This window comes from Streptomyces malachitofuscus (assembly GCF_055571035.1).
Window position 1 is genome coordinate 16,506 of record NZ_JBVIGA010000020.1, and the last position, 24,532, is coordinate 41,037.

Sequence of the window (24,532 nt, forward strand, 5' to 3'; positions counted from 1 at the left end):
CCCTGTCACTCCCCGGCGGAGAAGGTTGTGGCCCGGTTCGCTGAGGGCGTGGCGCCGCCCGCGGAGTCGTCGGCGATCCGCTCGTGGTGGCGGATCACCTCGGCGATGATGAAGGTGAGGAACTTCTCGGCGAAGGCCGGGTCGAGTCTGGCGTTGCCGGCGAGGGCGCGCAGCCGGGCGATCTGGCGGGCCTCGCGGCCCGGGTCGGCGGGCGGCAGCCGGTGCTCGGCCTTGAGACGGCCGACCTGCTGGGTGCACTTGAAGCGTTCGGCGAGCATGTGGATGACGGCCGCGTCGATGTTGTCGATGCTCTCGCGCAGCCGGGTGAGTTCCTCGTGGACGGCGGGGTCGACGTCACCGCCCGCGGTGTTGCTGGTGGTCATGGGGTGTCAGCCTACGGTGCGGCCGGGAGCCGGGTCCCCGCGGCCGGGGCGGTCGCCCGGGCGGGCCCGTACAGTGGAATCGGGTTCTGGGCGCGCTCGGGGGTGCGACGTGACGAACGGCGGACCGGTGGAGCACGGCTACCCGCATCTGGAGACGGTGCGGGAGGCCGTCACCGCGCTGTACAGACGGCTGTCGTACGACACAATCCGTGCCTTCTCGGTGAGCGTGGCGCCGGCCGACGTGGCGTTCTGCGACACGGGCGATCTTCACCTGGGTGCGCAGCGGGTGGCCCGCGAGATGGTGCGGCACTACCGGCTGCCGGACGCCCGGCTGATCGTCGGGTTCCGGGAGATGACGCATGCCGCGAATGTGGAACTCGCGGCGGGGCCGGAGTACTTCATCGAGCTGAACGACCGGTTCCGTACGCATCGGCGGGACATCGGGGCGGCGCTGGCGCACGAGGTGGCGCATGTGTATCTGCACCGGCTGGGGCTGTCGTTCCCGGGGACGCGGGACAACGAGATCCTGACGGACACGACGGCGACGTATCTGGGGGCGGGGTGGCTGCTGCTGGACGCGTTCCGGGAGGACGGGGCGTCGTCGCAGAAGCTGGGGTACCTCACGCCGGAGGAGTTCGGGTACGTGCTGGCGAAGCGGTCGCTGCTGTTCGGGGAGGACCCGTCGGTGTGGTTCACCAGCCCGCAGGCGTACACGGCGTACGGCAAGGGCATGGCGCTGGCGCGGCGGGACGGGGAGCAGCCGCCGTTGCGCTCCGCGGGGTGGGCGGGGCGGAGGCGGTACGCGCGGGACCGGCGGCATGCGCAGGACCACTCCGTGGCGGACGGGGGGCGGCACGATGTGGGGTACCACTTCACGGGCGGCGATCAGTTGCGGGTGTCGTTCCCGTGCCCCACCTGCCATCAGCGGATCCGGGTTCCGGTGAAGGGTCGTGTGCGGGCGCGGTGCGGGTTGTGTCGCACGGTGCTGGAATGTGACACCTAGGGTGTCGTCGCTCGTTCGTCAGGTGCGGGTACCCCGCGGCTTGCCGCGCGCCCCTGCGTGAGTTGTTCTACCGCACGATTCCCTGGGAACGGGCCTCCGCCAGCCACTTGGGGAACTCCGCCACCAGTTGGTTGTAGAGGTCCGCGTCCGGGACCTTGGTCGGGTTCTCGCCCGCGTGGAAGAAGCCCGCGTTGTCCACGGGGCGCTTGGCCGGGACGGCCAGGTCGTCGAGTCTGCGGAGGTAGTCGAACTGCTTGCTGTGCGGGTCGCCGAAGCCGATGAACTGCCAGAAGAGCGGCAGCCGGGCGGCCTTGCACAGGTACTTCTCCGCGGCGAGCTTGTTGATGGGGCCGCCGTCGGTCTGGAAGACGACCAGCGCGGGGTCGGTGGAGCCGCTGTCCAGGTAGTGGTCGATGACCGCGTCCATCGCGAGGTGGTAGCTGGTCCTGCCCATGTGCCCCAGACCGGCCACGATCCGCTCGATGCGGCCCCGGTGGTCGGCCAGGGCGATGTCCGTGACGGCGTCGACGTCGGTGGAGAAGAACACGACCGGTACCGTGCCGTCGTCGTCCAGATGGGCCGACAGGCCCAGCACCCGGTCGGCGAGCGCCTGCACGCTGCCGTCCTTGTAGTACGGCTTCATCGAGCCGGAGTAGTCGACCACGAGGTAGACGGCGGCACGCAGACCCTCCATACCGTGCTCGGCGAGTGACGCTCCGGCGGTCTTGTAGAGGCTGACCAGCGCGGGCGCGGTCTCCTCGATCTTGCGCAGACTGATCGCGGCCATGGACTCCCCCTCGGTCACCGGAACTGGCCCCGAGGGTACGGCACCCTCACCCCGCCCCTCACTCCGTCCACCGGCGTTCGCTATTTTGTTCGCCGCCGTCCCCACCGGCTCATGTCCGTCCCCGTCCCTCCCGAGGAGCCGGCCCGTGGATTCCGAGTCCACCGTCACCACTTGCTACCGCCATCCCAAGGTGGAGTGTCACGTCCGCTGCACGCGCTGCGAGCGGTACATCTGCCCGGACTGCATGCGGGAGGCGGCCGTGGGCCACCAGTGCCCCGAGTGCGTGAAGGAGGGCGCGCGCTCGGTACGCCGGGCCCGCACCGTGGTGGGCGGCACCGTGTCGGCGGTGCCCGTCGTGACGTATGCGCTGATCGCCCTCAATGTGCTGGTGTATCTGGCCGAGTTGGTGCGACCGGAGATGGTGGACCGGTTCGCGATGGTGGGCGCGGGGCTGCTCGGCCCGGACGGCGAGCACTATGTGTGGGTCCACCCGTACCCCGGGGGCTTCACCCCCGAGGGGGTGGTGGACGGGGAGTGGTATCGGCTGCTGACCGGGGCGTTCCTGCATCTGCCGCCCACGGAGGGGACGTTCGGTGTCCTGCACATCGTGATGAACATGGTGGCGCTGTGGAATCTGGGCCGGCTCGTGGAGCCGATGCTGGGCCGGGTGCACCATCTCGCCCTGTATCTGCTGTCGGCGCTGGGCGGTTCGGTGCTGGTGCTGCTCATCGCGCCCGGGGACACCGTGGTCGGCGCGTCCGGTGCGATCTTCGGCGTGGGGGCCGCGTACTACGTCGTGGCACGGCGCGTCGGCGCCGACCTGGGCCAGGTCAACCGGTTCATGGCGGGGCTGCTGCTGTGGCTGGTGATCTCGGCGGTCGTCACGTCCTGGGAGGGCCATCTCGGCGGGCTGCTGGCGGGCGGTGCGGTGGCGCTGGTCTTCGCCTACGTCCCCCGGGGCAGGTACCGGGTGCTGATCCAGGCGGCGGCCTGTGCCGCCCTGCTGGTCCTGCTGGCCGTGCTGGCCCTGGGGAAGGCCGCGGCGCTGGGCGACGGCGCTGTCTGAACCGTCTGTTTCGTACGCTTGCCCCATGAAACGTGCCCTGCTCGTGGCCCTGTCCGTCGTCGCTCTCGCGGTGACGGGCTGCTCGTCCGCCGACTCCCCCGCGCCCGCGAAGAAGGAGAAGGCAGCGAATCTGGCCAGTCCCGCCAAGAAGGAACTCGCGCAGCGGATAGTGGCCAGTGCCGAGAACGGCACGCTCGACTGGCGCAGCGCCTACGGCTACATCGAGGACATAGGCGACGGCCAGGGCTACACCGCGGGCATCATCGGCTTCTGCACGGGCACGCACGATCTGCTCACCCTGGTCGAGGAGTACACCGAGGACCATCCCGGCAACGGCCTCGCCCGCTATCTGCCCGCGCTGCGCCAGGTCGACGGGACGGACTCGCACGAGGGCCTGGACCCGGGGTTCACGGCGGCCTGGAAGGCGGAGGCGAAGCGCCCCGAGTTCCGTGCCGCGCAGGACGCCAAGCGGGACACGGAGTACTTCGGCCCGGCGGTACGACGGGCCGAGCGGGACGGGCTGTCCGCGCTGGGCCAGTTCATCTACTACGACGCGATCGTCTACCACGGCCCCGGTGACGGCCCCACCAGCTTCGGCGGCATCCGCGCGGCGGCCATGAAGCGGGCGGACACGCCTGCCGAGGGCGGCGACGAGAAGGCGTACCTGTCGGCCTTCCTCGACGTCCGCCGCAAGGCGATGCGGGAGCTGCACCCCGGCCACGACACCAGCCGCGTGGACACCGCCCAGCGCCGTTTCCTCAACGACGGCAACCTGGACCTGGACACCCCGCTGGAGTGGACGATGTACGGGACGCCCTACAAGGTGGCGTGAGCCGGACATGCGGGGGCGCCTGCCCAGTCGTCCGGTCGGGGACTGGCGGGCAGGCGCCACCTGGTGTTCCGTACGCCTTTGTACGGGACGTACATGAGGGACCGTCAGGGTCCTGTGGTGAGCCGCTCCGTCAGACCGTCAGCGCGCGGTCCGTCGGGCGGATCGGGGCCGGCAGCTCGCTCGCCCCGGTGAGGAAGCGGTCGCAGCCCCGCGCGGCCGAGCGGCCCTCGGCGATCGCCCACACGATGAGCGACTGGCCGCGGCCGGCGTCACCGGCGACGAACACACCCGGCACATTGGTCTGGAAGTCGGCGTCGCGAGCGATGTTACCGCGCTCGTCGAGCTCCAGGCCGAACTGGTCGACCAGCCCGTTGTCCCGGTCGGTGCCGGTGAAGCCCATGGCCAGGGTGACCAGCTGGGCCGGGATCTTGCGCTCGGTGCCCGGCTTCGAGGTGAGCTTGCCGTCGACGAACTCGACCTCGCTCATGTGCAGCCACTGGACGTTGCCGTCCTCGTCGCCCTCGAAGTGGGTGGTGGAGACGGAGTAGACCCGCTCACCGCCCTCCTCGTGGGCCGACGTGACCTTGTAGAGCATCGGGAAGGTCGGCCACGGCTGGGAGACCGGGTTCCGCTCCTCGCTCGGGCGGGGCATGATCTCCAGCTGGGTGACGGAGGCCGCGCCCTGGCGGTGGGCGGTGCCCACGCAGTCGGCGCCGGTGTCACCGCCGCCGATCACCACGACGTGCTTGCCCTCGGCCGAGATCGGCGGGGCGACGTAGTCGCCCTCCTGCACCTTGTTGGCCAGCGGCAGGTACTCCATGGCCTGGTGGATGCCCTTGAGCTCACGGCCGGGCACCGGCAGGTCCCGCGCGGTCGTGGCGCCGACGGCCAGGACCACGGCGTCGTACCGCTTGCGCAGCGCCGTCGCCGGCATGTCGCGGCCGATCTCGACACCGGTGCGGAACTTGGTGCCCTCCGCGCGCATCTGCTCGATACGGCGGTTGATGTGCCGCTTCTCCATCTTGAACTCGGGGATGCCGTAGCGGAGCAGGCCGCCGATGCGGTCGGCGCGCTCGTAGACGGCGACCGTGTGGCCGGCCCGGGTCAGCTGCTGGGCGGCGGCCAGGCCCGCGGGTCCCGACCCGACCACCGCGACGGTCTTGCCGGACAGGCGCTCGGGGATCTGCGGGGCGACGTCCCCGGTCTCCCACGCCTTGTCGATGATCGAGACCTCGACGTTCTTGATGGTGACCGGCGGCTGGTTGATGCCGAGCACGCACGCCGACTCGCAGGGAGCCGGGCACAGGCGGCCGGTGAACTCCGGGAAGTTGTTGGTGGCGTGCAGCCGCTCGGAGGCGGCGCCCCAGTCCTCGCGGTAGGCGTAGTCGTTCCACTCGGGGATGAGGTTCCCGAGCGGACAGCCGTTGTGGCAGAACGGGATGCCGCAGTCCATGCAGCGGCTCGCCTGCTTGCTGATGATCGGCAGCAGGGAACCGGGGACGTAGACCTCGTTCCAGTCCTTCTTGCGCTCCTCGACCGGACGGGTCCTGGCGACCTCGCGGCCGTGGTTCAGAAAGCCCTTCGGGTCAGCCATTGATCGCCGCCTCCATCATCTTCTCGGTGATCTCGGTCTCGGACAGACCGGCTCGCTCGGCGGCGTCCTTGGCGGCGAGCACTGCCTTGTACGTGGTGGGGATGATCTTGCTGAAGCGCTGTACGGCGGTGTCCCACTCGGCGAGCAGCTTCTCGGCGACGGTGGAGCCCGTCTCCTCCTGGTGCCGGCGGACCACGTCGTGCAGCCACTGCTTGTCGTCGTCGTCCAGTTCGTGGACGGCGGACAGGTTGCCGGCGTTGACGTTGTCCCGGTCCAGGTCGATGACGTAGGCGATGCCGCCGGACATGCCGGCCGCGAAGTTGCGCCCGGTCTCGCCGAGGACGACCGCGTGTCCGCCGGTCATGTACTCGCAGCCGTGGTCGCCCACGCCCTCGGAGACGACCAGCGCGCCGGAGTTGCGGACACAGAACCGCTCGCCCGTACGACCGCGCAGGAACATCTCGCCGCCGGTCGCGCCGTACGCGATCGTGTTGCCCGCGATGGTGGAGTACTCGGCGAGGTGGTCGGCCGCGCGGTCCGGGCGGACCACGATCCGGCCGCCGGACAGGCCCTTGCCGACGTAGTCGTTGGCGTCGCCCTCCAGGCGCAGCGTGACACCGCGCGGGACGAAGGCGCCGAAGGACTGGCCGGCGGAGCCGGTGAAGGTGATGTCGATGGTGTCGTCGGGCAGGCCCGCACCGCCGAACTTCTTGGTCACCTCGTGGCCGAGCATGGTGCCGACCGTGCGGTTGATGTTGCGGATGGCGACCTGGGCGCGCACCGGCTGGGCGTCCTCGGCGCCGGAGGCGGACAGCGCGTCGGCGGCGAGCTTGATCAGCTCGTTGTCGAGCGCCTTCTCCAGGCCGTGGTCCTGGACGACCGCCTGGTGGCGGACGGCGCCCTCGGGCAGCTCGGGCACGTGGAACAGCGGCTCCAGCTCCAGGCCCTGCGCCTTCCAGTGGTTCACCGCGCGGGTGACGTCGAGGACCTCGGCGTGCCCGACGGCCTCCTCGATGGAGCGGAAGCCCAGCTCGGCGAGGAGCTCGCGGACCTCCTCGGCGATGAACCGGAAGAAGTTCACGACGTACTCGGCCTTGCCCGAGTACCGGTCGCGCAGCACCGGGTTCTGCGTGGCGATGCCGACCGGGCAGGTGTCCAGGTGGCAGACGCGCATCATGACGCAGCCGGAGACGACCAGCGGCGCGGTGGCGAAGCCGAACTCCTCGGCACCGAGCAGGGCGGCGATGACCACGTCGCGGCCGGTCTTGAGCTGGCCGTCGGTCTGGACGACGATCCGGTCGCGCAGACCGTTGAGCAGCAGGGTCTGCTGGGTCTCGGCGAGGCCGAGCTCCCAGGGACCGCCCGCGTGCTTCAGCGAGGTGAGCGGGGAGGCGCCCGTGCCGCCGTCGTGGCCGGAGATCAGCACGACGTCCGCGTGGGCCTTCGACACACCCGCGGCGACGGTGCCGACGCCGACCTCGGAGACCAGCTTGACGTGAATGCGCGCCTGGGGGTTGGCGTTCTTCAGGTCGTGGATCAGCTGGGCGAGGTCCTCGATGGAGTAGATGTCGTGGTGCGGCGGCGGGGAGATGAGACCCACACCCGGCGTCGAGTGACGCGTCTTGGCCACCCACGGGTAGACCTTGTGGCCGGGCAGCTGGCCGCCCTCGCCGGGCTTGGCGCCCTGGGCCATCTTGATCTGGATGTCGTCGGAGTTGACCAGGTACTCCGAGGTCACGCCGAAGCGGCCGGAGGCGACCTGCTTGATGGACGACCGGCGGGCCGGGTCGTACAGGCGCTCCGGGTCCTCGCCGCCCTCACCGGTGTTGGACTTGCCGCCCAGCTGGTTCATGGCGATGGCGAGCGTCTCGTGCGCCTCCTGGGAGATGGAGCCGTACGACATGGCGCCGGTGGAGAACCGCTTGACGATCTCGGAGACCGGCTCGACCTCGTCGAGCGGGATCGGTCCACGGCCGGACGTGAAGCCGAAGAGGCCGCGGAGCGTCATCAGCCGCTCGGACTGCTCGTTCACGCGCTCGGTGTACTTCTTGAAGATGTCGTAGCGGCCGGCGCGCGTGGAGTGCTGGAGGCGGAAGACCGTCTCGGGGTCGAACAGGTGCGGCTCGCCCTCGCGGCGCCACTGGTACTCGCCGCCGATCTCCAGCGCCCGGTGCGCGGGCGCGATGCCGGAGGCGGGGTAGGCCTTGGCGTGGCGGGCGGCGACCTCCTTGGCGATGACGTCGATGCCGACGCCGCCGATCTTGGTGGCGGTGCCGTTGAAGTACTTCTCGACGAAGTCCTCCGCCAGGCCGACGGCCTCGAAGACCTGGGCGCCGCGGTAGGAGGCGACGGTCGAGATGCCCATCTTGGACATGACCTTCAGCACGCCCTTGCCGAGGGCGTGGATCAGGTTGCGGATGGCCTTCTCGGGCTCGACGTCCGGCAGGAAGGTGCCCGCGCGGACCAGGTCCTCGACGGACTCCATCGCCAGGTAGGGGTTGACGGCGGCGGCGCCGTAGCCGATGAGCAGGGCGACGTGGTGGACCTCGCGGACGTCGCCCGCCTCCACCAGCAGACCCACGTGGGTGCGCTGCTTGGTACGGATCAGGTGGTGGTGGACGGCCGCGGTGAGCAGCAGCGACGGGATCGGCGCGTGCTCGGCGTCGGAGTGCCGGTCGGACAGGACGATGAGGCGGGCGCCGTTCTCTATGGCGGCGTCGGCCTCGGCGCAGATCGCCTCGATGCGCTCGGCGAGGGCGTCGCCGCCACCGGAGACCCGGTACAGGCCGGAGAGGGTCGCGGCCTTGAAGCCGGGCATGTCCCCGTCGGCGTTGATGTGGATGAGCTTGGCCAGCTCGTCGTTGTCGATCACCGGGAAGGGCAGCGTGACGCTGCGGCACGCCGCGGCGGTCGGCTCCAGCAGGTTGCCCTGCGGGCCCAGCGAGGAGTGCAGGGAGGTGACCAGCTCCTCGCGGATCGCGTCCAGCGGCGGGTTGGTGACCTGGGCGAACAGCTGGGTGAAGTAGTCGAAGAGCAGCCGCGGGCGCTCGCTCAGCGCGGCGATCGGCGAGTCGGTGCCCATCGAGCCGATCGGCTCGGCGCCGGCCTTGGCCATCGGCGCGATCAGGACCCGCAGTTCCTCCTCGGTGTAGCCGAAGGTCTGCTGGCGGCGGGTGACCGAGGCGTGGGTGTGCACGATGTGCTCGCGCTCGGGCAGGTCGGACAGCTCGATCTCGCCGGCCTCGAGCCACTCCGCGTAGGGGTGCTCGGCGGCGAGGGCGGCCTTGATCTCGTCGTCCTCGATGATGCGGTGCTCGGCGGTGTCGACGAGGAACATGCGGCCGGGCTGGAGGCGTCCCTTGCGGACGACCTTCGCCGGGTCGAGGTCGAGCACGCCGACCTCGGAGCCGAGGACGACCAGGCCGTCGTCGGTGACCCAGTAGCGGCCGGGACGCAGACCGTTGCGGTCGAGCACGGCGCCGACCTGGGTGCCGTCGGTGAAGGTGACGCAGGCGGGGCCGTCCCAGGGCTCCATCATCGTGGAGTGGTACTGGTAGAAGGCCCGCCGCGCGGGGTCCATGGAGTCGTGGTTCTCCCACGCCTCCGGGATCATCATCAGCACGGAGTGCGGCAGGGAACGGCCGCCCAGGTGCAGCAGCTCCAGGACCTCGTCGAAGGAGGCGGAGTCGGAGGCGTCGGGGGTGCAGACCGGGAAGATCCGCTCGAGGTTCTTGTCCTCGCTCCCGAACAGGTCCGAGACGAGCTGGGACTCGCGGGCGCGCATCCAGTTGCGGTTGCCCTTGACGGTGTTGATCTCACCGTTGTGCGCGACGAAGCGGTACGGGTGCGCGAGCGGCCACGACGGGAAGGTGTTCGTGGAGAACCGGGAGTGCACGAGCGCGATGGCGGAGCCGAAGCGGCGGTCGGACAGGTCCGGGAAGAACGGCTCGAGCTGACCGGTGGTCAGCATGCCCTTGTAGACGATCGTGCGGGCGGACAGGGACGGGAAGTAGACGCCCGCCTCCCGCTCGGCGCGCTTGCGCAGCACGAACGCCTTGCGGTCGAGCTCGATGCCCCGGCTCTGCCCGGCGCCGACGAAGATCTGCCGGAACACCGGCATCGTCGAACGGGCGGTGGCACCGAGCAGCTGGGGCGCGACCGGCACCTCGCGCCAGCCGAGGACGGTCAGGTCCTCGTCGGCGGCGATCTCCTCGATCCGGGCCACGGCGGCGTCGGTGCCGTCCTCCGGGAGGAAGGCGATGCCGACGGCGTAGCCGCCGGCCTCGGGCAGGTCGAATCCGGCCACCTCGCGGAAGAAGGCGTCGGGCACCTGGGAGAGGATTCCCGCGCCGTCGCCGGAGTCCGGCTCGGAGCCGGTGGCGCCGCGGTGTTCGAGGTTGCGCAGGACGGTGAGGGCCTGCTCGACCAGGGTGTGGGACGCCTCGCCGGTGAGGGTGGCGACGAAGCCGACGCCGCAGGCGTCGTGCTCGTTGCGGGGGTCGTACATACCCTGCGCAGCAGGGCGAGCATCCATGAACGACCAGTTCGGGCGGTCGCTCGGGGAATGCTGGGACGGCTGGCGCGGCGTACGCATCGGCTCTCCCGTCGTCGTCAAATGGCATGTGCAGGTGCCGAGGGACGACGTTGGCCCTCGCGTTCAGGTGCAAAATTTGGTGCAGGTTACATGATGGAGCGGTTCTCGGGAACCGGGACACTCCGTTCCAGCATGCGGACACCACACGGGTCGCGGCGGGGGTTCCGCGCCTGGCGGTGGAAGCTATGGAGACCGGGCCGGACAGATCGATGTCCGCCGGTCATGGCGGGAAAGAGCTCCTTCGCCCGTCCCGCGGGCACGCCGCCGGCCTCATTGCCCACAGCGCTTACGGCTCATGCCCAGTGGTCATGCAGCCGAAACCAGCAAGTAACGGCTACTTATGCGGCTCCTCGCATAGGCACGAGGGGCATTATCCTATGGCCGTTCCGAAGAACGTGCCCAGGGCGTACGTCACACCGGCCGCCGCGCCACCCAGGGCGAGCTGCCGCAGACCGCTGTACCACCAGGTGCGCGCGGTCACCTTGGCCACCACCGCGCCGCACAGGAAGAGACCGAGCAGCGCCAGCAGCACGGCCGGCCACAGGCTGCTCGCGCCGAGCAGATACGGCAGCACGGGCAGCAGGGCGCCCACCGCGAAGGAACCGAAGCTGGACACGGCGGCGACGGTGGGCGAGGGAAGGTCACCGGGGTCGATGCCCAGTTCCTCGCGGGCGTGGATCTCCAGGGCCTGCTCGGGGTCCTTCGAGAGCTGCCGGGCGACCTCGCGGGCCAGGCCGGGCTCGACACCGCGGGCCTCGTAGAGCGCGGCGAGTTCGGCCTCCTCGTCCTTCGGGTGCTTGCGCAGCTCGCGCCGTTCGACGGCCAGCTCGGCCTCGACCAGCTCACGCTGGGAGGCCACGGAGGTGTACTCGCCGGCCGCCATGGAGAAGGCACCGGCGGCCAGTCCGGCCAGACCACTGAGGACGACCGTCTGCTGGCTGACGGCGCCCCCGGCGACGCCGGTCATCAGGGCGAGGTTGGAGACCAGTCCGTCCATGGCGCCGAAGACCGCGGGGCGCAGCCAGCCGCCGTTCACGTCCCGGTGCGTGTGGTTGTCGCGGTGCGCCTCGTGCAGCGTCGCCTCGGTCTCGATGATGGCCATGCCTGCGTCCCCCAGAGTCTTCTTTGGACAATTTCTACTCTTCGACAACCCTCAATCTACGCCTCCCCACCCCTTCCCGCCAGCAAGGAAAGGCTGGGCTAACCTGCGGTTTTGCATGATTCGCTCGTTTGTGTAGATGAACCCACAGATGTCGACCGGGTGACGCTGAGGCCGGCGACGCTGCGCCGGACACCGCACCGGGGACAGTTCCGCAAAGGGCTCCGCGCCTCTCACGGGGCGCACCTGAGAGGAGAGCCGCGTATGGCATCGACCGCCTGCATCCCCTCCATCCCGGCGCCCGGGGACGCCCTGGGGCCGCGCGAGCGGGCACGCGGCGCGCTGCTCGGTCTGGCCGTCGGCGATGCGCTGGGCGCCCCGGCCGAGAACATGAAGCCCTCCGAGATCCGCGCGCGATGGGGCCGCATCACGGGCTACGTGACCGACCGCCCGGCGGGCACGGACGACACCGAGTACGCGATCTTCTCGGGACTGTTGCTGGCCCGGCACGGCTCGGCGCTCACCCCGGCGCACGTCGAGGCCGCCTGGCACGAGTGGATCGCGGACCGCGCCGAGGGCCCCTTCCGGGGCGCCGGCTTCAGCGAGCGCGGCACGCTGGAGAACCTGCGCCGGGGACTGGCGGCGCCCATCTCCGCCCAGCACCGGCACGCCTGGAGCGACGGGCTGGCGATGCGGGCGGCGCCGCACGGGGTGTTCGCGGCGGGCCGCCCCGACGAGGCGGCCCGACTGGCGGCGATCGACGGCTCGGTCAGCCACGACGGCGAGGGCATCTACGGCGGCCAGGCGGTCGCGGCGGGTGTCGCGGCGGCGATGGCCGGGGCGCCGGTGGTCGCGGTGGTGGCCTCGGCGCTGGCGGTGGTGCCGGAGGACTCCTGGACCGCCCGCTCACTGCGTCGCGCCGTCACCGCGGCACACCTCGGCGAACGCGCGGTCCGCTCCGCCGTGGTGATCGGCGGGTATCCGTGGACCGACCTGGCCCCCGAGGCGGTCGCCCTCGCCTTCGGCGCGTACGCGGCGGCGGACGGGGACTTCGAGCAGGCGGTGCTGACGGCCGTCAACATGGGTCGCGACGCCGACACGACGGCGGCGGTGGCGGGGGCGCTGGCAGGAGCGACCCGGGGCGTAGCCGCCGTCCCCGAGGCCTGGGCGACGGCCATCACCCCGGCCCGGGGCACCTGCCTCCCCGCCATGGCGGGCCACCACGTCCTCGATGTCGCGGACCTCCTGGCCCCGGAGACGTCATGACCTCCCCCGCCACCGAGACCACCCCACCACGGAACCCGCCCCCACCCGCCGACGGCGAGTACGCCCCACAGGGGCCACCCGCACCCGACAACGAGAGCCGCACCGGTGGTGCGGGTGGGAACACCCCGGCCGAAGGCGAAGCCGAGACCACCGAACAGGCCCCCGCGCCGCAGGCGAAAATCGAGGGCCTCCTGCTCGGCCTGGCCGCAGGCGACGCCGCCGGCTGGCCCGCCGCCCGCCACCGAGCCGCCCGCATGCCGGAGTGGACCAGACGCCTCACGCGCGAGCTCGACACCTTCGCCGAGCAGAACGCCACCACCACCCTCCCCGTCCCCATCGCCCTGAACCAGCCCTCCGAACCCCTCCGCCTCGGCCCCTCCGACGACGCCGAATGGGCCGCCTTCGCCGCGGAGGCCGTTCTGCGGGCCGGCGACGAGACCGCCTTCGGCGACCTGAGCCGCGAACGCCGTACCCGCGCGGCCATCGACCTGACCTGGAACACCGTCGCCGGCGAGATCGCCGCGGCAGCGGACCGCGCGCCCGAGACGGAGTCCGCCGTGCTCCCCCTGCGCGCCCGCATCTCCGTCCGCGCCGGCCTCGGCAACCTCGCCACCGGCCTGCGCCCGCCCGCCACCGGCCACGACAACCCGCACTACTTCGACGACGCGGCCTGCGTACGCGCCTGCGTGCTGGCCGTCGCCCATCCCGGCGCCCCCGCGGCCGCCGCCGACCTCGCCGAGTTCGACGCCCGCTACACCCAGGACGGCGACGGTGTGCACGGCGCCCGGGCCATGGCCGCCGCCGTCGCGCTCGCGCTGACCGGAGCGGACCCGCACGCCTGCGTCGCCGCGGCCTGCGCCGAGCTGCCCGAGGACACGGAGATCGGCCGCAACGCCCGGCACGCCCTCGAGCTCGCGGCGGACGCCGACAGCGCCTTCGCCCTCGTACCGCCGCTGGAGCACCAGATCGTCGACCACGTGTACAGCTACGGCATCGCCGCCGCGGAGACCGTCCCCGTCGCCCTCGCCCTCACCGTCGCCGCCCGGGGCCGTATCGCGGAGGCGGTCCCCGCGGCGGCGTGTCTGTCCCGGGTCGCGGACTCCGCCCCGGCGCTGGTCGGCGCCCTCACGGGCGCGCTGTGCGGCGGCGCGGGGATCCCCGCGTCGTGGCGGGAGAGCTGCCGCACCCTCTCCGGCTGCGTGCTCCCCCGGCTCACCGGAACGGACCTGGTGGAACTCGCCGGGCTCCTGGAAGCCGCGTACCCGGCCCGCCCGGGAGGATGATGCGGGCATGAAGCGCGAACAGCCACAAAGCGACAACCGGGGTCTCCCTCTGGACGAGCGGATCACCGGCGCCCTCGTCGGAGCCGCCGTCGGTGACGCGCTCGGCGGGCCGGTCGAGGGCTACTCCCCCGAGCAGATCGCCGAACGCCACGGCGGACGCGTGCACGGCGTCGTCGGCCCGTGGAACGGCGACGCGTGGCGCACCGCCCGTCCCATCGCGCCGTACCACAAGGGCGACGGCCACGTCACCGACGACACCCTGATGACGCACGCGCTGATCCGCGTGTACGCGAAGGTCCGTGACCATCTCGACGCCTATGCCGTCGCCGACCACCTGGTCCCGGACCTGATGACGAACCCGCGCTGGATCCCGGAGCTGGAGGCGGAGACGATCCCCCTGCACCGGATCTTCCTCGCCGAGAAGTGGCTCGTGGCCCGGCTGCACCACGGCCACGTCGACCCGCGCGAGGCGGGCGTCGGCAACATCGTCAACTGCGGTGCCGCGATGTACATGGCCCCGGTCGGCCTGGTCAACGCCGCCCACCCGTCCGCCGCCTACGCCGAGGCGCTGGACATCGCGGGCGCCCACCAGTCGTCGTACGGCAGGGAGGCCGCCGGTGTCCTCGCGGCGGCCGTGGCGGCGGCGTGCGCACCGGGCGCGACGGCGGACTCGGTGGTCGCCGCCTGTCTGTCCCTGGCCAAGGACGGCACCCGGGCGGCGATCGAGCAGGTCTGCGACGTGGCCTCGCGGTACACGGACTTCGAGTCGGCGCTGCGCCCGCTGCGGGAGGCGGTGGCCCCGTACGACACCGTGGGCCCCGACTACCGCTCCCCCTCCCTGGGCGCCCGGCGGCCGTCCCGGCTGCACGCCGTCGAGGAACTCCCCGTGGCGCTGGGCATGGTGGTGATGGCCCGTGGCGACTTCCGGCACGCGGTGCTCGGTGCCGTGAACTACGGCCGCGACTGCGACTCCATCGCCACGATGGCCGGCGCCGTGACCGGCGCCCTCGGCTCACCCGTCCCCGAGGAGTGGGCCAAGACGGTGGCGGAGGCCAGCCGCCTGGACCTGTGGGAACCGGCGGCGACGCTCACCGCCGTGACCCGCGAGATCTTCACCCGCGACGTGGACCGCCGCCGCGCCCACGAGGAGGCGTTCACGCGGCTGGGAGGGACGGAATGCTCCGGCTGACCTGGGTGCAGCCGGAGGACCTGATCGGACACGAGTTGCGCCAGGCCGCCCAGGACGGCCGGGAGGCCTCGGCGATCGCCGCCCGCTGGCGGGCGGCGGGCGGTCCCGAGGCCCCCCTCACCGCAGGTGCCTCCCCCGAGCCTGCCTCCCCGTACCTGCGCCGGCTGGCCACCGACCTCCTCGACGAACTCGACGGCCTCCCCAGCCCCCTGGCCGACGACGAACCGACCGACCTGACCGGCATCGAGTCCCTGTGTCCCGACTGGCCCGCACACCCCTCGAGCGGCCACGGTCCGCGGCCGGCCGACCCCGACGCCCTGGAAGCCGCCTGGCTCGGCAGAGCGGTCGGCTGCCTCCTGGGCAAACCGGTGGAGAAACTCCCCCTCGCCGCCATCCGCGACCTCGCCCAGGCCGCCGGCAACTGGCCCCTGACCACCTACTTCACCGCCCGGGGCGTTCCCGAGGACCTCCTCGCCCGCCACCCCTGGAACCGGCGCTCCGCGCCGACCTCCCTCGCCGAGAACATCGACGGCATGCCCGAGGACGACGACCTCAACCACCCCCTCCTCGCCCTCCTCGTCCTGCAACGCCACGGACGCGGCTTCACCACCGGCGACGTGGCCCGCGTCTGGCTCGACGAACTCCCCGCCGGCCGCACGTTCACCGCCGAACGCATCGCGTACCGCAACCTCCTCAGCGGCCTGGAACCCCCGCGGACCGCCCGCCACCACAACCCGTTCCGCGAGTGGATCGGCGCCCTGATCCGCGCCGACATGCACGGCTGGACCAACCCCGGCAACCCGGCCGCCGCAGCCGCACAGGCGCACCGCGACGCCACCCTCACCCACACGGCCAACGGCGTCTACGCGGCGATGTTCACGGCTGCCGTCATCGCCGCCGCCGCGACCGCCCCCGCCGGCCCCCACGCCGTCCACGCCTGCCTGCGCACCGGACTCACCGTCGTCCCGCCCCGCTCCCGGCTCGCCCGTGCCGTCCGGCAGGCCATCGCACTGGCCCATGAGCACGCCGGCTTCTCCACCGTCGTCGATCTGCTGCACGCCGCCCACGCCGCCACCCACCACTGGGTGCACGCCGTCCCCAACACCGCCCTGATCGCCGCCGCCCTCACCCACGCCGACGGCGACTTCACCGGCTCCGTCTGCCGCGCGGTGTCGGGCGGCTGGGACACCGACTCGAACGGCGCGACCGCCGGCAGCATCGCCGGCCTGCTCGCGGGTTCGCCCCGTGCGCTGCCCGAACGCTGGACGGCCCCGCTGAAGAACCGTCTGGCCACCTCCGTGGCCGGCTTCAACGGCTCCGGCTTCGACGCCCTGGCCCGTCTGACCCACCTGGAGGCCTCCCGCCCATGACGCCCTCCGACCCGACCACCGCCCCACCGGCCGTCACCGCCTCCGCCGATCCCCCGCTGACCGGGCTGCGCGTGCTGGACCTCGCCACCCTCTTCGCCGGACCGCTCGCCGCGACCATGCTCGGCGACTTCGGCGCCGAGGTCATCAAGGTCGAGCATCCGCGCAAACCCGACCCGTCCCGTGGCCACGGACCGTCGAAGAACGGGATCGGCCTGTGGTGGAAAGTACTCGGCCGCAACAAGCGCACCCTCACCCTCGACCTGTCCAAGCCCGGCGGCCGCTCCGTCCTCCTGCGTCTGGCCGAGACCGCCGACGTCGTCATCGAGAACTTCCGCCCCGGCACCCTGGAGAAGTGGGACCTGGGCTGGCCCGAGCTGTCCGCGGTCAATCCCCGCCTGGTCCTGGCCAGGGTCACCGGCTTCGGCCAGTTCGGCCCGTACGCGCGCCGCCCGGGCTTCGGCACCCTCGCGGAGGCGATGAGCGGCTTCGCCGCGATCACCGGTGAACCGGACGCACCGCCGACCCTGCCCCCGTTCGGCCTGGCGGACTCCATCGCCGGTCTGACCACGGCGTACGCGGTGATGACCGCCCTCGCCGCGCGCGACCGCACCGGAGAGGGCCAGGTCGTCGACATGGCCCTGATCGAGCCGATCCTGACCGCGCTGGGACCCCAGCCGACCTGGTACGACCAGCTCGGTCACGTTCAGCCCCGCACCGGCAACCGCTCCCGGAACAACGCCCCGCGCGGCACCTATCTCACCGCCGACGGCACCTGGGTCGCCGTCTCCACCTCGGCCCAGTCGATCGCCGAGCGCGTGATGGTGCTGGTGGGCCGGCCGGACCTGATCGACGAGCCCTGGTTCGCCACCGGCGAGGACCGCGCCCGGCACGCGGACGTCCTGGACGAGGCGGTCGGCGGCTGGATCGCCCGGCACACCCGTACCGACGTCCTGGCCGCCTTCGAGAAGGCGGAGGCGGCCGTGGCACCCGTCCAGGACGTACGGGACGTCATGGCGGACCCGCAGTACCAGGCACTGGACACGATCACCACCGTCGACGATCCCGAGCTGGGACCGCTGCGTATGCAGAACGTCCTGTTCCGGCTCTCCGGCACGCCGGGCGCGATCCGCTGGGCGGGCCGCCCGCACGGCGCGGACACCGAGGAGATCCTGACCGGCCTCGGTCTCACCCCCGCCGACCTCGCGGAGCTCCGCGCGGAGGGCGCTCTGTGAAGGGCTTCCCGCTGACCTGGCTGTACGCTCCCGGCGACCGTCCCGCCGTGGTGGCCAAGGCACTCACCTCCGGGGCGGACGTCGTGGTGATCGACCTGGAGGACGCGGTCGCCCCCGACCGCAAGGCGTACGCCCGGTCGGCCACCGCCGAACTGCTGCGCGACCCGCAACCGGTCCCCGTGCACGTCCGCGTCAACGCGCTGTCCGGCCCCTGGGCCCGCGACGACCTCGCGGCCGTCGCCCCTGCGCCCGGACTGTCCGGACTGCGCCTCCCCAAGGTGTCGTCCCCGTCCGACGTCGTACGCGTCGCACGCCGGGCGGTGTCCGCCAACGGAAGCATGCTGCCCCTGTACGCCCTCCTGGAGACGGCCCTCGGCATCGAACGCGCCCATGCCGTGGCCACCGCCCACCCGTCCCTGCGCGGTATCGCCATCGGGGAGGCGGACCTACGGGCGGACCTGGGCGTACGCGACGACGCGGGCCTCGACTGGTCCCGCTCCCGGGTGGTCGTCGCCGCACGGGCGGCGGGCCTGGCCCCGCCGACCCAGTCCGTCCATCCCGACACGCGTGACCTGGAGGGGCTCAGGGCCTCCTGCGCCCGCGGCCGTGCGCTGGGCTTCCTGGGCCGCGCGGCGATCCACCCGCGCCAGCTCCCGGTCATCGAACAGGCCTACCTGCCCACGGAGCAGGAGATCGAACAAGCGGAAACGATCATCAAGGCCGCAGCCACGACCCAGGGCGCCCAGGCCCTCCCCAACGGCACCTTCATCGACGCAGCAGTAGTCACAGCAGCCCACCGCACCCTGTCCCTGGCCCAAAAACCCTGACCCACCCCGCCCGACCGCGGGCAGTCGTGCCGCAGGGCGGCACGGGTGGGCGCGACGGCACCCCGCAAGCGCCGGGCTGCGCAAACACCCCCCGGCCCACACGCACCGAGGGCGCCCGGAAAACCCGGACGCCCTCGCCGCAGTACGACAACCGGTCAGCTCTTCTTCGCCGACCCGGCCCCATCCTTGGAATCCTCGGAGCCCTGGGAGTTCTTGGAATCGCCGGAGCCCTCCGAGTCCTCCGAGTCCTCCGACTCCTCGGAGTCCACAGCGGACTCGGAGTCCTTCTTCACCGAAGAAGCACCCTCGCCCTCGACTTCGCCCCCACCGGTGCCCCCCGGCTCCACCACGTCCTCCCGCCCCGGCCGCTTCCGCGCAGACAGCACGATGTACAGCACCGCCAGCAGGAGGACCAGGACCGAGGTCCAGTTGTTCAGCCGCAGCCCGAGAATCTCGTGCGCCTCGTCGACCCGCATGTACTCGATCCAGAACCGCCCCGCGCAGTACGCGGCGACGTACAGCGCGAACGCCCGCCCGTGCCCGAGCTTGAAGCGGCGGTCGGCCCAGATCACCAGCAGGGCCACACCGATGCACCACAGCGACTCGTACAGGAAGGTCGGGTGGTACGTCCCGGGGGTCCGCCCGTCGGCGGAGGACGTGATCTCCACCGCCCACGGCAGATCCGTGGGCCGCCCGTACAGCTCCTGGTTGAACCAGTTGCCCCAGCGGCCGATCGCCTGCGCGAAGGCGATGCCCGGCGCGACGGCGTCGGCGTAGGCGGGCAGCGCGATGCCCCGGCGCCGGCAGCCGATCCAGGCGCCCAGCGCTCCGAAGGCGATCGCGCCCCAGATGCCGAGGCCGCCCTCCCAGATCTTGAAGGCGTCCACCCAGTCACGGCCCTCGCTGAAGTACAGCTGGTAGTCCGTGATCACGTGGTAGAGCCGGCCGCCGATCAGGCCGAAGGGCACCGCCCAGACAGCGATGTCGGCCACCGTGCCGGCCCGCCCGCCCCGGGCGACCCAGCGCTTGTTGCCGAGCCAGACGGCAACGAAGACGCCGATGATGATGCAGAACGCGTAGCCGCGCAGCGGAACGGGGCCGATGTACAGCACCCCGCTCGACGGGCTGGGAATGTAGGCAAGTTCCATGGCAAGGTCGACGCTACCGTGCCGGACCGGCCGCGCGGTGGGCGGCCCGGCAACGGCTCCATAACAGGAACATCGGAATTCCCTGGGAGACGAGGGCTACCCCTTGTTGGCCTCCTCGACCATCTGCTTCAGCTTCTCGGGCGTCATCGAGCGGTCCTCGTAGATGTTCCTGCCGTCGAACAGGACGGTCGGCGTGCCACTGAAGCCGCCCTTCTGGAAGGCCTCGTTCGACTTCACGACCCAGCTGTTGTGCGTGCCGTCCTCCACGCAGGAGCGGAAGGCCGGGGTGTCGAGCCCGTCGACCTTGCCGGCCAGCTCGATCAGCTTGTCCTTGTCGGCGAAGGCGTCGTCGCTCTCCATCGGCTGGTTCTCGAACAGCGCGTCGTGGTACGCGGTGAACTTCCCGGCGTCCTGGGAGCAGGCGGCGGCATTGGCCGCGTTGAGGGAGCCGGAGCCGCCCAGTCCCCCGTCGATCAGTGTGACCAGGTGGTACTCGACCTTCAGCTGACCGGTGTCGGTCAGCTCGTGGATCGTCGGACTGTAGTTCTGCTCGAACGCTTTGCAGGCCGGGCAACGGAAGTCCTCCCACACCGTGAGCGTGGCCTTGGCGCTCTCCTTGCCGACCGGGATGGCGAGGCCGTCCTTGCCCAGTGCTCCCGAGGGCGCCACGACGGGTCCGGACGCCTCGCTCTCCTCGTCCCCTCCGGAGTTGGCGGCGATGACCCCGATCACCGCCGCGAGTGCCAGGACACAGACCACGCTCGCGCCCACGATCAGGGCGCGGCGCCGCTTCTCCGCCGCCTTCTGCTTCTCGCGCTCGACCGCCAGCCGCTCCCTGGCGGTGCGCTTTCCCTCACGGTTCTTCTCGCTCACACCCCGCAGAACGAACCGGGGAGGCGCACAGCGCCTCCCCGGTCCCAGGTCCACCCTTACGGGGGATCCGTATGACTGCCTGCGGACACCCGGCCGGTCACACCTGTCCGCGCACTCCCCTGGCCAGGTCACCGGCGAGGGCGCGCACGGCCTCGACCCCGGCCGCGTCGTCGGGGGCGTCCAGCATCCGCTTGACGAAGGCCGAACCGACGATCACGCCGTCGGCGAAGCCGGCGACCTCGGCCGCCTGGGCGGCGTTGGAGACCCCGAGGCCGACGCACACCGGGATGTCGGTGGTGACGCGGGTGCGCCGCACCAGGTCCTCGGCCTGGGCGCCGACCGACTCGCGGGTGCCGGTGACACCCATCAGGGAGGCGGCGTAGACGAAGCCGCTGCCGGCCGCGGTGATCTCGGCGAGCCGCTCGTCCTTGCTGCTGGGCGCGACCACGAAGACGGTGGCGAGCCCGTGCTTCTCCGCGTGCTCCCGCCACAGCGCCGACTCCTGCACGGGCAGGTCGGGCAGGATGCACCCGGCGCCGCCCGCCTCGGCGAGCTCGGCGGTGAACCGCTCGACGCCGTAGCGGTCGATGGGGTTCCAGTACGTCATGACGAGGATCGGCTTGTTGGTGGCCGCGTGCGCCTCGCGCACCGTGCGCATCACGTCGGCGATCTTCACCCCGCCGCGCAGGGCGATGTCGTCGGCGGTCTGGATGACCGGGCCGTCCAGGACGGGGTCGCTGTGCGGCAGGCCCACCTCGACGACGTCGGCGCCGCCCTCCAGGGCCGCCTTGACCGCCTCGATGCCGCCGTCCACGGTGGGGAACCCGGCCGGGAGGTAGGCGATGAGGGCGGCACGGCCCTCGGACTTCGCCGCGGCGAGGGTGTCGTTCAGCAGCTGCACGTTCCCGCTCACTTGGCGTCCCCCTCGATCTCGGCGGTGCCGGCCTCGTCGGCGGCGACCTCGGCGTCGGTGTCGTACAGGCCGAAGTAGCGCGCGGCGGTGTCCATGTCCTTGTCGCCGCGCCCCGACAGGTTCACCACGATCAGGCCGTCCGTGCCCAGCTCCCTGCCGACCTCGAGGGCGCCGGCCAGCGCGTGGGCGCTCTCGATGGCCGGGATGATGCCCTCGGTGCGCGACAGCAGGCGCAGCGCCTGCATGGCGGCGTCGTCGGTGACCGCGCGGTACTCGCCGCGGCCGCTGTCCTTGAGGTAGGCGTGCTCGGGCCCGATGCCCGGGTAGTCCAGGCCGGCCGAGATCGAGTACGGCTCGGTGATCTGCCCCTCGTCGTCCTGGAGGACGTAGGACCGGGAGCCGTGCAGGATGCCGGGCTCGCCCGCGGTGAGGGTGGCCGCGTGCTCACCGCTCTCGATGCCGTGTCCGGCGGGCTCGCAGCCGATGAGCCGTACGTCCGTGTCGGGGATGAAGGCGTGGAACAGGCCGATGGCGTTGGAGCCACCGCCGACGCAGGCGATGGCGGCGTCGGGCAGGCGTCCGGCGCGTTCCAGGAGCTGGCGGCGGGCCTCGACCCCGATGACGCGGTGGAAGTCGCGCACCATCGCCGGGAAGGGGTGCGGTCCCGCGACCGTGCCGAAGAGGTAGTGGGTGTGGTCGACGTTGGCGACCCAGTCCCGGAACGCCTCGTTGATGGCGTCCTTCAGGGTGCGGCTGCCGGACTTCACGGCGATGACCTCGGCGCCGAGCATGCGCATCCGGGCCACGTTGAGGGCCTGGCGCTGCGTGTCGATCTCACCCATGTAGATCGTGCAGTCGAGACCGAAGAGGGCACAGGCGGTGGCGGTGGCCACGCCGTGCTGGCCGGCGCCGGTCTCGGCGATGACGCGGGTCTTGCCCATGCGCCTGGTCAGGAGGGCCTGGCCGAGCACGTTGTTGATCTTGTGCGAGCCGGTGTGGTTCAGGTCCTCGCGCTTGAGGAAGATCCTCGCTCCGCCGGCGTGCTCGGCGAACCGGGGGACCTCGGTGAGCGCGCTGGGCCGGCCGGTGTAGTGGACCAGGAGGTCGTCGAGCTCCCGGGCGAATTCGGGGTCGGACTTGGCCTTGTCGTACTCGACGGCGACCTGGTCGACGGCGGCGACGAGGGCCTCGGGGATGAACTTGCCGCCGAAGGCGCCGAAGTAGCCTTCGGCGCTGGGGACTTGACCCTCCGGGTCGGGGATGAAGAAGGTGCTGGGCATGCGGAAACCTCACGGTGAGTGCGTGGAAGAACACTGAGCGCCGTGGGGGGCGGGGGTGATCTATCGACTGCGGGCCGTATGTGACTGGTCGCGCAGTTCCCGCGCCCCTTTCGGGGCGGAGGCTGTCGGCCGGTTACGCGCCGTGTGGGGCTGGTCGCGCCCACGCGGCGGAGCCGCACATCGGTAGAGCCCCGCGCCCCTGGGGGGCGCGCTGCCATCGCCGCCCGTTGACCTGGCCCGGCTCGTCACCGATGACGTAGCGGACCCTGCGGCCGTGCACCCTGCGGGCGGGGGCACGGCAGCCGCGGGGCCGGCAGCCTCGTGCGAGTCGGGTGAGCTTCATCGCGGCCCAGCCTACCGGTGGATCAGCCGCGGCCGTGGCGGAGGGCCGGGTGCTCGCCCGCTGCCACCAGGTCGGAGACGGCCGTCTTCGGGTCCTTGCCGGTGACCAGGGACTCACCGACCAGGACCGCGTCGGCCCCGGCGTTGGCGTAGGCGATGAGGTCGTGCGGGCCGCGGACGCCGGACTCGGCGACCTTGACCAGGTGGGCGGGGATCTCGGGGGCCACCCGCTCGAAGGTTCCGCGGTCGACCTCGAGGGTCTTGAGGTTGCGCGCGTTGACCCCGATGACCTTGGCGCCCGCGTCGACCGCGCGCTCGACCTCGTCCTCGTCGTGGACCTCGACGAGCGGGGTGAGCCCGATCGACTCGGCACGCTCGATCAGCGACTCCAGGGCCGGCTGGTCGAGGGCGGCGACGATCAGCAGCGCGAGGTCGGCGCCGTAGGCGCGGGCCTCCCAGAGCTGGTACGAGGTGACGATGAAGTCCTTGCGCAGCACGGGGATGTCCACGCGCGCACGGACGGCCTCGAGGTCCTCGAGCGAACCGCCGAAGCGGCGCTGTTCGGTGAGGACGGAGATGACGGCGGCGCCGCCCGCCTCGTAGTCCGCGGCGAGTCCCGCCGGGTCGGCGATCGCGGCCAGCGCGCCCTTGGACGGGCTGGAGCGCTTGACCTCGCAGATCACCTTCACGCCGTCGCCGCGCAGGGCGGCCACGCCGTCCTTGGCCGCGGGGGCCTTCGCCGCACGTTCCTTGAGCTCGTCGAGGCTGACGCGCGCCTGCCGCTCCGCGAGGTCGGCACGGACTCCGTCGATGATCTCGTCGAGCACACTCACGCGAGCGGCCCCCTTCCTGACGGTCGGTCTTCGATGGTCACTGCGATGGTATCCGCAGCGGGGCGTATGCCTCGCATCCGGTTGACGCCGGTCCCACTACCTGGACGTTCACGGTTGATCAAGGATGCAACCAGCCGCCGAACGGCAGGTTCCGGACAACCGTGAAAGTCAGCAGCAGCGCTCCCATGGACCACAGGAGCACCGGTGGCGGATCGATCCGCGGCGGCGGCCCGCCGCGCGCCGCGCGGATCACCCAGACGGTCCACAGCACGGCACAGCCCGCGTATCCGACGACGGCGGGCGCGTTGGCCTGGAGCGCGGCGAGGAGGTCGCCGTGGACGACCGCGTGCGCGCTGCGCAGCCCGCCGCAGCCGGGGCAGTACAGGCCGGTGAGGTGGAGCAGCGGACAGACGGGGTAGTGACCGGGCTCGTTGGGGTCCACGGTCCCGACGTAGGCGAAGGCTCCGGCGACGGCCGCGAGCACGGCGGCGGGGACGGCCAGCCGGGCCGCCCTGCCGCGGGGCGCGCGGGGACTGGGGGCGTTCACGCTGTGCATTGTGCCCCGAACGCGGGTCAGGGGCGGTTCCGGCTCCGCCGTGCGGGCCGCCGCCCCTGTCC

21 protein-coding genes are annotated in these 24,532 nt (G+C 71.9%); 9 read left to right on the top strand and 12 right to left on the bottom strand.

The features are described 5' to 3' along the window. Window positions 1-5: 5 nt before the first annotated feature. A complete protein-coding gene (locus tag ACZ44S_RS26605) occupies window positions 6-383 on the bottom strand; it encodes a chorismate mutase (RefSeq protein ID WP_466933235.1) in 378 nt (125 codons plus the stop codon). A 109-nt stretch (window positions 384-492) separates the two neighbouring features. Between ACZ44S_RS26605 and ACZ44S_RS26610 the strand changes: the two genes are divergently transcribed. Beyond that, window positions 493-1,386 (top strand): hypothetical protein, encoded by an 894-nt coding sequence (locus tag ACZ44S_RS26610; RefSeq protein ID WP_466933237.1) that lies wholly within the window; start codon window positions 493-495, stop codon window positions 1,384-1,386. Window positions 1,387-1,453: 67 nt separating this feature from the next. Here the strand turns inward: ACZ44S_RS26610 and ACZ44S_RS26615 are convergent, their stop codons facing one another. Further along, on the bottom strand, window positions 1,454-2,173 hold the full coding sequence (locus ACZ44S_RS26615; protein ID WP_466933239.1) for a vWA domain-containing protein: 720 nt from the start codon (window positions 2,171-2,173) through the stop codon (window positions 1,454-1,456). Window positions 2,174-2,318: 145 nt separating this feature from the next. Between ACZ44S_RS26615 and ACZ44S_RS26620 the strand changes: the two genes are divergently transcribed. Together ACZ44S_RS26620 and ACZ44S_RS26625 are read left to right on the top strand one after the other, a co-directional pair. Continuing rightward, on the top strand, window positions 2,319-3,239 hold the full coding sequence (locus ACZ44S_RS26620; RefSeq protein WP_466933241.1) for a rhomboid family intramembrane serine protease: 921 nt from the start codon (window positions 2,319-2,321) through the stop codon (window positions 3,237-3,239). A 25-nt stretch (window positions 3,240-3,264) separates the two neighbouring features. Further along, window positions 3,265-4,071 (top strand): chitosanase, encoded by an 807-nt coding sequence (locus tag ACZ44S_RS26625; protein ID WP_466933244.1) that lies wholly within the window; start codon window positions 3,265-3,267, stop codon window positions 4,069-4,071. Window positions 4,072-4,201: 130 nt separating this feature from the next. Here the strand turns inward: ACZ44S_RS26625 and ACZ44S_RS26630 are convergent, their stop codons facing one another. The 3 genes from ACZ44S_RS26630 to ACZ44S_RS26640 form a co-directional block, all read right to left on the bottom strand. Further along, the gene (locus ACZ44S_RS26630; protein ID WP_466933246.1) at window positions 4,202-5,665 is read right to left on the bottom strand and encodes a glutamate synthase subunit beta; all 1,464 of its coding nucleotides are present in this window, start codon (window positions 5,663-5,665) and stop codon (window positions 4,202-4,204) included. Next, a complete protein-coding gene (gene gltB / locus ACZ44S_RS26635; RefSeq protein WP_466933247.1) occupies window positions 5,658-10,259 on the bottom strand; it encodes a glutamate synthase large subunit in 4,602 nt (1,533 codons plus the stop codon). The genes ACZ44S_RS26630 and gltB overlap by 8 nt, the downstream gene beginning before the upstream one ends. Before the next feature lie 370 nt (window positions 10,260-10,629). Beyond that, window positions 10,630-11,361 (bottom strand): VIT1/CCC1 transporter family protein, encoded by a 732-nt coding sequence (locus ACZ44S_RS26640; RefSeq protein WP_466933249.1) that lies wholly within the window; start codon window positions 11,359-11,361, stop codon window positions 10,630-10,632. A 261-nt stretch (window positions 11,362-11,622) separates the two neighbouring features. Here ACZ44S_RS26640 and ACZ44S_RS26645 point away from each other — a divergent pair, with 261 nt between their 5' ends. From ACZ44S_RS26645 to ACZ44S_RS26670, 6 genes are read left to right on the top strand one after another with little or no spacing between them, the layout of a single operon-like run. Further along, window positions 11,623-12,624, top strand: coding sequence for an ADP-ribosylglycohydrolase family protein (locus ACZ44S_RS26645; protein ID WP_466933252.1), 1,002 nt, complete (start codon window positions 11,623-11,625; stop codon window positions 12,622-12,624). Then, window positions 12,621-13,907 (top strand): ADP-ribosylglycohydrolase family protein, encoded by a 1,287-nt coding sequence (locus ACZ44S_RS26650; protein WP_466933254.1) that lies wholly within the window; start codon window positions 12,621-12,623, stop codon window positions 13,905-13,907. The genes ACZ44S_RS26645 and ACZ44S_RS26650 overlap by 4 nt, the downstream gene beginning before the upstream one ends. Before the next feature lie 7 nt (window positions 13,908-13,914). Beyond that, a complete protein-coding gene (locus tag ACZ44S_RS26655) occupies window positions 13,915-15,096 on the top strand; it encodes an ADP-ribosylglycohydrolase family protein (protein ID WP_466933256.1) in 1,182 nt (393 codons plus the stop codon). Continuing rightward, on the top strand, window positions 15,084-16,466 hold the full coding sequence (locus ACZ44S_RS26660) for an ADP-ribosylglycohydrolase family protein (RefSeq protein WP_466933258.1): 1,383 nt from the start codon (window positions 15,084-15,086) through the stop codon (window positions 16,464-16,466). The genes ACZ44S_RS26655 and ACZ44S_RS26660 overlap by 13 nt, the downstream gene beginning before the upstream one ends. Beyond that, window positions 16,463-17,698, top strand: a complete 1,236-nt coding sequence (locus ACZ44S_RS26665; RefSeq protein WP_466933260.1) for a CaiB/BaiF CoA transferase family protein — start codon at window positions 16,463-16,465, stop codon at window positions 17,696-17,698. The genes ACZ44S_RS26660 and ACZ44S_RS26665 overlap by 4 nt, the downstream gene beginning before the upstream one ends. Then, window positions 17,695-18,525, top strand: coding sequence for an HpcH/HpaI aldolase/citrate lyase family protein (locus ACZ44S_RS26670; RefSeq protein ID WP_466933262.1), 831 nt, complete (start codon window positions 17,695-17,697; stop codon window positions 18,523-18,525). Before ACZ44S_RS26665 ends, ACZ44S_RS26670 begins: the two co-directional genes overlap by 4 nt. A 155-nt stretch (window positions 18,526-18,680) precedes the next feature. Here the strand turns inward: ACZ44S_RS26670 and lgt are convergent, their stop codons facing one another. The 7 genes from lgt to ACZ44S_RS26705 form a co-directional block, all read right to left on the bottom strand. Continuing rightward, window positions 18,681-19,673, bottom strand: a complete 993-nt coding sequence (gene lgt, locus ACZ44S_RS26675) for a prolipoprotein diacylglyceryl transferase (RefSeq protein WP_466933263.1) — start codon at window positions 19,671-19,673, stop codon at window positions 18,681-18,683. Between the two features lie 96 nt (window positions 19,674-19,769). Further along, complete coding sequence (locus tag ACZ44S_RS26680; RefSeq protein WP_466933265.1) at window positions 19,770-20,546, bottom strand: DsbA family protein; 777 nt, start codon at window positions 20,544-20,546, stop codon at window positions 19,770-19,772. A gap of 97 nt (window positions 20,547-20,643) precedes the next feature. Then, on the bottom strand, window positions 20,644-21,459 hold the full coding sequence (gene trpA, locus ACZ44S_RS26685) for a tryptophan synthase subunit alpha (protein ID WP_466933267.1): 816 nt from the start codon (window positions 21,457-21,459) through the stop codon (window positions 20,644-20,646). After that, on the bottom strand, window positions 21,456-22,739 hold the full coding sequence (trpB, locus tag ACZ44S_RS26690) for a tryptophan synthase subunit beta (RefSeq protein ID WP_466933269.1): 1,284 nt from the start codon (window positions 22,737-22,739) through the stop codon (window positions 21,456-21,458). The genes trpA and trpB overlap by 4 nt, the downstream gene beginning before the upstream one ends. A gap of 133 nt (window positions 22,740-22,872) precedes the next feature. Then, complete coding sequence (gene trpM / locus ACZ44S_RS26695) at window positions 22,873-23,199, bottom strand: tryptophan biosynthesis modulator TrpM (RefSeq protein ID WP_466933271.1); 327 nt, start codon at window positions 23,197-23,199, stop codon at window positions 22,873-22,875. Next, on the bottom strand, window positions 23,105-23,914 hold the full coding sequence (trpC, locus tag ACZ44S_RS26700; protein ID WP_466933273.1) for an indole-3-glycerol phosphate synthase TrpC: 810 nt from the start codon (window positions 23,912-23,914) through the stop codon (window positions 23,105-23,107). The genes trpM and trpC overlap by 95 nt, the downstream gene beginning before the upstream one ends. Before the next feature lie 118 nt (window positions 23,915-24,032). After that, on the bottom strand, window positions 24,033-24,470 hold the full coding sequence (locus ACZ44S_RS26705) for a DUF2752 domain-containing protein (protein ID WP_466933275.1): 438 nt from the start codon (window positions 24,468-24,470) through the stop codon (window positions 24,033-24,035). Window positions 24,471-24,532: the final 62 nt, after the last annotated feature.